General features: G+C 68.1%; 6 protein-coding genes, 1 tRNA gene and 1 pseudogene. 2 read left to right on the top strand and 6 right to left on the bottom strand.

Annotated features, from left to right (window positions below; translation table 11 throughout):
- Positions 1 to 179 precede the first annotated feature (179 nt).
- Positions 180 to 1,040: an RNA polymerase sigma factor SigF gene (locus C1J00_RS32885; RefSeq protein ID WP_102912628.1), complete on the top strand. Its 861-nt coding sequence runs from the start codon at positions 180 to 182 to the stop codon at positions 1,038 to 1,040.
- 263 nt (positions 1,041 to 1,303) lie between these two features.
- Here C1J00_RS32885 and C1J00_RS32880 read toward each other — a convergent pair whose 3' ends face one another.
- Genes C1J00_RS32880 through C1J00_RS32865 form a run of 4 tightly spaced genes read right to left on the bottom strand, consistent with a single transcriptional unit; the run spans position 1,304 to position 4,261 of the window.
- Entirely contained in the window at positions 1,304 to 1,939 is a 636-nt protein-coding gene (locus C1J00_RS32880) for a hypothetical protein (RefSeq protein ID WP_102912627.1), read from the bottom strand.
- Positions 1,936 to 3,255 (bottom strand): hypothetical protein, encoded by a 1,320-nt coding sequence (locus C1J00_RS32875; RefSeq protein ID WP_102912626.1) that lies wholly within the window; start codon positions 3,253 to 3,255, stop codon positions 1,936 to 1,938. Before C1J00_RS32875 ends, C1J00_RS32880 begins: the two co-directional genes overlap by 4 nt.
- Complete coding sequence (locus C1J00_RS32870; protein ID WP_245936591.1) at positions 3,252 to 4,025, bottom strand: ATP-binding cassette domain-containing protein; 774 nt, start codon at positions 4,023 to 4,025, stop codon at positions 3,252 to 3,254. Before C1J00_RS32870 ends, C1J00_RS32875 begins: the two co-directional genes overlap by 4 nt.
- Before the next feature lie 35 nt (positions 4,026 to 4,060).
- The gene (locus C1J00_RS32865; RefSeq protein WP_102912624.1) at positions 4,061 to 4,261 is read right to left on the bottom strand and encodes a hypothetical protein; all 201 of its coding nucleotides are present in this window, start codon (positions 4,259 to 4,261) and stop codon (positions 4,061 to 4,063) included.
- Between the two features lie 855 nt (positions 4,262 to 5,116).
- Here C1J00_RS32865 and C1J00_RS32860 point away from each other — a divergent pair.
- Positions 5,117 to 5,596 (top strand): annotated as a pseudogene (locus C1J00_RS32860) (site-specific integrase); the annotation flags it as partial.
- Positions 5,597 to 5,630: 34 nt separating this feature from the next.
- Here the strand turns inward: C1J00_RS32860 and C1J00_RS32855 are convergent.
- Together C1J00_RS32855 and C1J00_RS32850 are read right to left on the bottom strand one after the other, a co-directional pair.
- Positions 5,631 to 5,703, bottom strand: a tRNA-Lys gene (locus C1J00_RS32855).
- A 217-nt stretch (positions 5,704 to 5,920) separates the two neighbouring features.
- Positions 5,921 to 8,098, bottom strand: coding sequence for a DEAD/DEAH box helicase (locus C1J00_RS32850; RefSeq protein WP_102912623.1), 2,178 nt, complete (start codon positions 8,096 to 8,098; stop codon positions 5,921 to 5,923).
- Positions 8,099 to 8,389 lie beyond the last annotated feature (291 nt).

The raw sequence follows: 8,389 nt of genomic DNA, 5'->3' as shown, positions 1-8,389 counted from the left end.
CTCCCCGCCCGTACCGTCGCAGTACCGGTCCGGGTACCCCGCCACCGCCTCGACCTGCGCCGACTGTGGTCAACGTCTCGCCGGGGCATATGCCGGGCATGACCGGGGCGAGGGCGGGTAGCGGCGCTGGAGGTGGCCTGTCGGGGGATCGGAGCGGGCCGGACTGAGAGGGAGGGCCCGTGACGGCGACCATGCGCATCGGCACGACGACGGATTCCGCCACCTGCACCGGTGAGGAACTGCCGCAGATCGCCGAGCCCCAGAAGCTCGCCCCCCAGGACGCACGCGGGCTGACGGGGCAGTTCCTCGACCGGCTCGCCGTCCTCGAGGAGGGCACGCCCGAATACCAGTACGCCCGCAACACGCTCATCGAGATGAACATGTCGCTGGTGCGCTTCGCCGCCCGCCGGTTCCGCACCAGCGGTCAGTCGATGGAGGACATCGTCCAGGTCGGCGTCATCGGGCTGATCAAGGCCATCGACCGGTTCGAGGTCTCCCGCGAGGTGCAGTTCACCAGCTTCGCGGTGCCGTACATCATCGGCGAGATCAAGCGGTTCTTCCGCGACACGTCCTGGGCCGTGCACGTGCCGCGCCGCCTGCAGGAGGCCCGTACGGAACTCGCCAAGGCCACCGAGGAACTGGCGTCCCGCCTCAGCCGCGCCCCGAAGGTGGCCGAACTGGCCGCCCTGATGAACGTGTCCGAGGAGGAGGTCGTCGAGGCCCAGATCGCGGCCAACGGCTACCTGTCCTCCTCCCTCGACGCGACGGTCACCGGCGACCCGGACGAGAGCGAAACGACGCTGTCGGAGTTCATCGGCGAGGAGGACCCGGCCCTCGAACTCGTCGAGGACTTCCACGCCCTGGCCCCCCTGGTCGCCGAACTCGACGAGCGCCAGCGCCTCATCCTCCACCTGCGCTTCGTGGAGGAGCTGACCCAGGCGGAGATCGGCGCCCGGCTCGGCATCTCCCAGATGCACGTCTCCCGGCTGATCTCGCGCACGGTGGCCCGACTGCGGTCGGGAATGCTGACCACGAGCTGACCCGTCCCCAGCAACGGCGAGAGCCCCGGTCCGGAGACGATCCGGACCGGGGCTCTTCTGTAGGCCCTGTGGGACTCGAACCCACAACCAATGGATTAAAAGTCCTGGTTGGATCTTGCTGAGTGGTTCTGGATGCTTCTTCGGTGTCCGAACCCACCTGGTCAGGACACATCCGGAATGATCGCCAGTCTGTCCCATGTCGGCTCGTGCCATCCCGTCCGCTCACGCATCGCTCACGCACGACAAGGCTGGTACCCCCCGGCTCACAGGTCGGTGGACCGGCGTTCCCCGTGCCGCGCGAAGACCACCATGCCGGTGAGCCACAGGGCTGCGGCCGTCACGCCGGCGCCCATGTCTGCGTTGGCTGCCAGCAGCCAGGACCACAGCCAGGAGACCTGCGGCTCGATGCCCAAGGTCAGGGCAATCGCCGCGAGCAACAACGGGACGCACCAGGCGAGGGCGTGCCCGATGACGCGTACGGCCAGCAGGGCCAGGCCGCACAGGGCGACGACGTTCCGTGCGACGGCCGCATCTCCCCGGCCGTCCAGGATGTCCGTCGGCAGCAGGGCCCAGGCGGTCAGCGCAGCTCCGAGGGAAGCCAGCACGGTGTGGGTCAGCCTGGCGCGACGGATCACTGGTCCGCCAAGGCCGTCCCAGGGCTGCATCGAACCGTGAGCGGTGGCCGAGAGGATCACCGCGCTGACAGCAGGAAGCAGGATCAAGGTGACAGGTGTGTTCTGGTCCGAGGAGTAACCGACCTTCACCAGCGAGTCATTGAGGACGAAGGCAGTGACGGCGACAGCCGCCAGGAGCAGGATGGAGACGGCCAGCCGCCGACTGCGGCAGTACAGGAGCGGCCCGCAGGCTCCACGGTCACCGCCGACTTCGCGCGGGCTCACCGGAAGTCCTGGCCGGAGAGTGTGCATGTCCGGAACGCATCCCAGTGGTCACTCAGCCAGGTGCCGCCCTGGCCGCTGGACCACCCGTTGATCGTCTGCTGTGGCGTGCGTAGTTCGGGAGTCGGCACGGGCAGTCCGGCCACGGCGGAGGCGTCCGCGCGGCCGTGCGCCAGCCACTGCTGCACGAGTTCGGTCAGGGCCGCGATCCGAAGGTTGTCCTGCGTCAGGTTGCAGGCTTTGAAGTCCGTCAAGGAGCTGATCAGTTCCTCTCGCGCTTCCTCGACTCGGCCGGGACGCAGATCGTCGAGGTACAACGGCGCGGTGCCCGGAGCGGGGGTGCTGCTGCGCTCCTGCTGGACGAGCCGGGTCATACGTGCCGGAGTGTCCGCGAGCCGTGCGGCCGTGTCCGTGAAGGTGTCCCGCAATTCGGGCAGCGCACTCTCGAACGCCGGGTGCACACAGATCGCCAGGCCGTCGGAGGTGGTGCACACCGTCGACAGCCGGGCGGACTCAGCTGCGCTGAGGGCGGGCTGGTGGAAGCGTCCATGCAGAGGGCTGAGCACCGCGACACCGGTGACCGCCAGGACCAGTGAGGCCCCTGCGAGACCGACGGTCGCGCGCCGCGACAACAGGCGGGCGAGGCACACACCGGCGCCAGCCACCGCCACCCCGGCGAGCCAGATGGCCTGACCGGCGTAGAGGCCGTCCTGCGGCAGAGAGTACGGCGTGACAAGTTCGTCCAGGAAGGGGAAGAGAAGGTAACCGGTGTGTCCGACCAGGTCGTAGTGCACCACGTAGACGGCGAAGGGCACCACGGCCGCGAGGGGTGCGGTGAAGCGACTGGGCCACAGCCGGCCAACGGAGTAGCCGAGCACGGTCCAGGCCACGACGGCACACCAACCTGCCAGCCACCCGCTGATCCCGATCTCACCTGCGGGTGCTTCGAACAGCACCCTGACCACGACCGCCACGGCGACGAAGCCGTACGCCAGGGAGGCCCAGGCCGCCATGGCGAGCAGTTGGGCACCAGGCAGCCACCACGCGGGAACCGAACTCATCCCGGTCAGGTATGAGAGTCCGCGCTGTTGCTCCCGGCCCCCCGTGAGCGCAGCGAGTCCGGCCATTCCACAACTGCTGAGGACACCGGAGAGCACCACGGAGTGGACGGCGTTGGGCCAGAAACCCACGCCCGGAGTGAGGTTACCGAAGGCGTTCCACACACTGACGAAGATCAGGACCAGGACGGCCCAGAGGTGCCAGCGGGTACGCGTCTCCAGAGCGGCACCCCTCAGGATGCCTGCCGACAGACTGCTCACCGCGCACCGCCCTGGTCCCCGGAACCGTGTCCCCGGCGACTGACGACCGTGTGGTAGCCCCGCTCCAGCTCCGTATCCCCCTCCTCGGAGGACGCACCGGCTGCTGCCAGTTCGCGCACAGTGCCCTGGAAGACGATGTCCCCGTCTTCGAGAACCAGCACGTCGTCGCACATCGCGGACACGTCGTCAGTGAGATGGGTGCTCAGAAGCACGGGCGTGGTGACGGCGAGGCTGCGCACCATCTTGCGGAAGTCCGAACGCTGGCGCGGGTCCAGACCGACGGTGGGTTCGTCGAGTATGAGGAAGTCGGGACGGTGGACCATCGCCGCTGCGATTCCCGCCCGTTGCCGCATGCCACCGGACAGCTTCGCCATGCGTACCGAGGCACTGTCCGTCAACGCCACAGCGGCGACGGCCTCGCGCACGGCCTGCGTGCCGGACTCACCCTTCATCCCCTTGGTCCACGCCACGTACGAGACGAAGTCCTCAACGCTGAACGACGGGACGTATCCGAAATTTTGTGGCAAATATCCAATACGCTGCCGTGCTCGCTCGCGGCCCTTCTTGTCGCTGTAATCCTCGCCAAGAACCTGAATGCTGCCACCGGCAGGGGGCAAGAGCGTGACGACTGTTTCCAGCAGGGTCGTCTTTCCCGCGCCGTTCGGCCCGAGGAGAGCGGTCACGCCACTGTCCAGCGAAAAAGTGACACTCCGCAGAACCGTACGCTTTCCGCGTCGCTGCACCATTCCATCGGCTTTGATCGTAGCCACGCTCCTGCCCTTCCTACCTTCTGTCAGTTCTCAGGTCAGCAGGCCCTGACACCGCGGGGAGTCGTGTCGTGGTAGGTGCCACCCTTCCAGTAACCCCGCGCGTAGTAGCTACGGTGGTTGCCGTTGTCGCAGCTGGACACCCCGACCGTCCAGTCCTTGCGTGTGTCCGTCATCGCGTTCTTCGCCGTGAGCGGGTCAGGGAGAAGGTTCTTGTCCCACTTGATCTCAGTGGTCATCGTGCTCGTCTTGGCGGAATTGCAGGACGCCTTGGACTGCCCCCACAGGGTGCTCCCGGTGACGAGAGCAAACCTGACGGACGGCTCAGGGCATCCGCTCGGCGCTGCCATCGCCGGAACGGCCGTCACCAATCCCCCGAGGAGCGCGGCGCCGGCACATGCCGCGACTATGCCGCTCTTCCGGCCAAATCTCTTCATTTATGAAACCCCCTGATGCGATTTTCGATGAATGCGATCCCGCGTTCAATTGCGGCGCGGAGTAGGGAAGTTACCACGAAGGCAAAAGGGTGATCAAGCAATATGATCTTGCCGTAATTTCAGGACTGGGGAGGTTAGCAGCGGCCATCTCACCCTTCTCGGTGAACTTCACAAGAAGACCTAAATATAAGCATTATCGCAGTGGCAGCTTTTGCCTCTTTGCTGAAATTTGCACCAGTTTCTTCTCGCCCATGCCGACGCACTGTTTCCTTCTGCGCATCGGACGCGAAATCCGTTACACGGCACTACGAGTTGCTTCGGCAGCCACAGGCGACGCAGCCATGGCCTGGATTTCCCGAGCCGATAGCACCGGCTCCGGCTGCGGCTGCGGCTGCGGCTGCGGAGGAGCCGGTGGAGGAGTCGGTGGAACCCGACTTGCTGCCGCCGGAGTTGCGGGTGCCGTCGCATCAGGAGGTGACCGATCTGATGATGCGCCGGCAGCAGCCGCTCGTCATCGGCGGCGAGGCCAGTACGTGCTCAGGGTGCGGCCAGTACCGGGACTGGGTTGTCTTCTGCCTGCGCGATGACTCGGTGTGGCTGCGCTGCCGGGTCGGCCATGAGACGAAGGAGCCCACCCTCGAAGACGGTCTGCGCTACGCCGTGCTGCGGGACCACAAGGCCCGCCGGGACAAGGAGCGCGCGGCCTGGGACGACGCCTGGCAGGACACCGGCAAGGTCTTCGCCAAGGAGGACGGCTCCGGGCTCCCCCCGGAGACGGTCTCGGAGACCTTCCGCCGCATCCTCGCCACGACCTGCCACCCATCACCCTGCGGGACCTGCACCACGTCGCCGCGACGCTCACGCACGGAGGCGGCGGCGACATCCACACGGTGAAGGAGACCTTGCGACACTCCACGATCATGCTGACCTCGGACACGTACACGAGCCTGCTCCCTGAGCTGGACCGCGAAATCGCCGAGAAGGCAGCGAAGCTGATCCCCCGGTCGCGTCCGGCAGCTGCTGACTCATCCGCCCAAGCGGCACCCAATCCGCAGGCCACGAACACATCCGCTCACGCAGTGGCTTGAAAACGAAGCAGCGCCCGACCCGACCGAAGCCGACTCAGGCGCTGCGTAGCAGGTCAGAGGCCCTTTGCCTCCTCTACCACCAGTAGGCCCTGTGGGACTCGAACCCACAACCAATGGATTAAAAGTCCACTGCTCTGCCAATTGAGCTAAGGGCCCAGGCGATGTCGCCCCCACGAGCATAGCCGGACCACGCCGGGACTCCGATCGGGTATCGGGGTCCCGGCCCTGCCGGAGGGACGAACTGGGCCGATGAGGGGCATGAACCGGCCGGCCCGGGCGTGTCCCCACGGGCCCCGCAGAGCCCGCGCCGCAACGACGGAGCGCCGTGGCCCGCCCGTTGGGACGGAGCCACGGCGCTCCTCATGCGCTGATGTCAGCCGTTGCGCTTCCAGCGCGGCTTGTCCTCGCGGCGCTGGAAGGAAGAGCCGCCACGGTGGTCGTCACGACGGCCGTACGGACGGTCGTGACCCGGACGGTCGTGGCCGGGACGGTCGTGACCCGGACGGTCGTGGCCGCCGGAGCGGAAGCCCGGACGGTCGTCACGGCGGTCCCGGTTGAAGGGACGGTCGCTGCCCCGGTGCCCACCGCGCTCGTCACGGCGGACGCCGCCGCGGTCACGGTCGCGGTTGAAACCGCCACGGTCGTCACGACGCTCGAACGAACGGCCGCCACGGTCGTCACGACGCTCGAAGGAACGGCCGCCACGGTCACCGCCCCGGTCACCACGGTCGCCCCGGTCACCACGGTCGTCGCGGCGGAAGCCCCCACGGTCGCTCCGGTCACCACGGTCGGCCCGGTCGTCACGACGGAAACCACCGCGGTCACGGTCACGGTCGAAGGAACGGCCGCCACGGTCCCGGTCACGGTCGCGGTTGAAACCGCCCCGGTCGTCACGACGCTCGAACGAACGGCCGCCACGGTCGTCACGACGCTCGAAGGAACGGCCGCCACGGTCACCGCCCCGGTCACCACGGTCGCCCCGGTCACCACGGTCGTCGCGGCGGAAGCCCCCGCGGTCGTCGCGCCGCTCCCGGCGCTCGTACGGAGCGGAGGGCTCCGGGCGCTCCTCGCGCTCGACGTCCTTCGCGGTCGGCTGCTCGGGCACCGACACCTCGACGGCGGTCGCGACGTCCCCGCCCTCCTGGGCCACCACGGCCGCGGGCTCCTCGCCCCGCTCGCGCGCGACCCGGGCCAGCAGCCGGTCGGACTCCTCACGCAGCTCGTTCGCGCGGCGCTGCGCCCGCTCCAGCTCCCTGGTGAGCTGGGCGACCTCACGCTCGGCCTGCTGCGCGGAGTTGCCCACGGACTCGGCCTGCACCTCGGTCATCGACCGGGCACCGGTGATCTCGGCGACCTCCGGGTCGAAGGCGCCGGCGCTCTGGATGATGTGACGCCCGGCGTCGACGCCCGCGTCCTCCATCAGCCGGAAGATCTGACGCCGCTGGTGCGGCAGGGACAGCGACACGACCGTGCCCGTGCGGCCGGCACGCGCGGTGCGGCCCGCCCGGTGCAGGTAGTCCTTGTGGTCACCGGCCGGGTCCACGTTCAGCACCAGGTCGATGCCGTCGACGTGGATGCCGCGCGCCGCCACGTCGGTCGCGACGAGCGCGTTGACGTAGCCCTTCTTGAAGTCCTCCAGCACGCGTGTACGAGCGCCCTGCGTCATACCGCCGTGCAGCGCGTCGGCCTTCACACCCGAGTCGCAGAGCTGCTCGGCGATACGGTCGGCGCCCAGCTGGGTGCGGACGAAGATGATCGTGCGGCCCTTGCGGGAGGCGATCGCGGCGGTGACCGGCGCCTTGTCCTTGGGCTTCACGATGAGGATGTGGTGCGACATGGTCGTGACGTTGCCCTGGGCACTGTCGACCTCGTGCGTCACCGGGTCGGACAGGTAGCGCTTGACCAGCGTGGAGATCTCGTTCTCCATCGTGGCCGAGAAGAGCATGCGCTGGCCGCCCGCCGGGACCTGGTCGAGCAGCTCGGTGACCTCGGGCAGGAAGCCCAGGTCCGACATCTGGTCGGCCTCGTCGAGAACGGCGATCTGCACGTTCTCCAGCGAGCAGGCGCCACGGTTGATGATGTCGCGCAGCCGGCCCGGGGTGGCGACCAGGACGTCGACGCCACGCTCCAGGGCATAGATCTGGTTGCCCATCGACGTACCGCCGCAGACGACCTTCATCTTCAGGCCGAGGACGTCGCCGTAGGGCTGGAGCGCGTCGGCGACCTGCATGGCGAGCTCACGCGTCGGCGTCAGGATGACGGCGCGCGGCTTGTGCTTCTCGGTACGACCGCCGGCCAGCGTGGCCAGGGCCGGCAGACCGAACGACAGCGTCTTGCCGGAGCCGGTGCGGCCACGGCCGAGGATGTCCTTGCCGGCCAGGGCGTCCGGAATGGTCGCGGCCTGGATCGGGAAGGGGGTGGTCACGCCGTTCTGCGCGAGCTTGCGCACGACGCCTTCGGGAAGGCCGAGGTCCGCGAAGGTGACCTCGGGGGCGTCCTCGGCCTGCTCGTTCTCGGGCACGACGACGTGATCAGTACTGGCGATGGACATGCGAATGCGAAACCTTCCGGAGTCTCAGTCGGCACGCGCCCGTCAACTCCGTGATTCGCGATTCGCAATACGACCGCCTCAATGCGGTCCACCACGGCAAGGGAGAGTACGCGCCACACGGCGCGCTCTGCAGTGGCGCCGGGCAAGAATGGGTTCAAACGATCTGCCACCATACGCACTCCGGGCCCCGTAAGGCAAACCGGACTGTGCAGGAGACAGCGGGCCACCGTCCGGCGACCGGACAGCATCCCAGGGACTCCAACCACCCCCCAGCCGGGATTGTTCCCGCAC

The organism is Streptomyces cahuitamycinicus, assembly GCF_002891435.1.
GTDB classification, from domain to species: domain Bacteria; phylum Actinomycetota; class Actinomycetes; order Streptomycetales; family Streptomycetaceae; genus Streptomyces; species Streptomyces cahuitamycinicus.
Note: the sequence above shows the minus strand (reverse complement) of the source record. Positions and strands in the feature narration are given on the sequence as shown.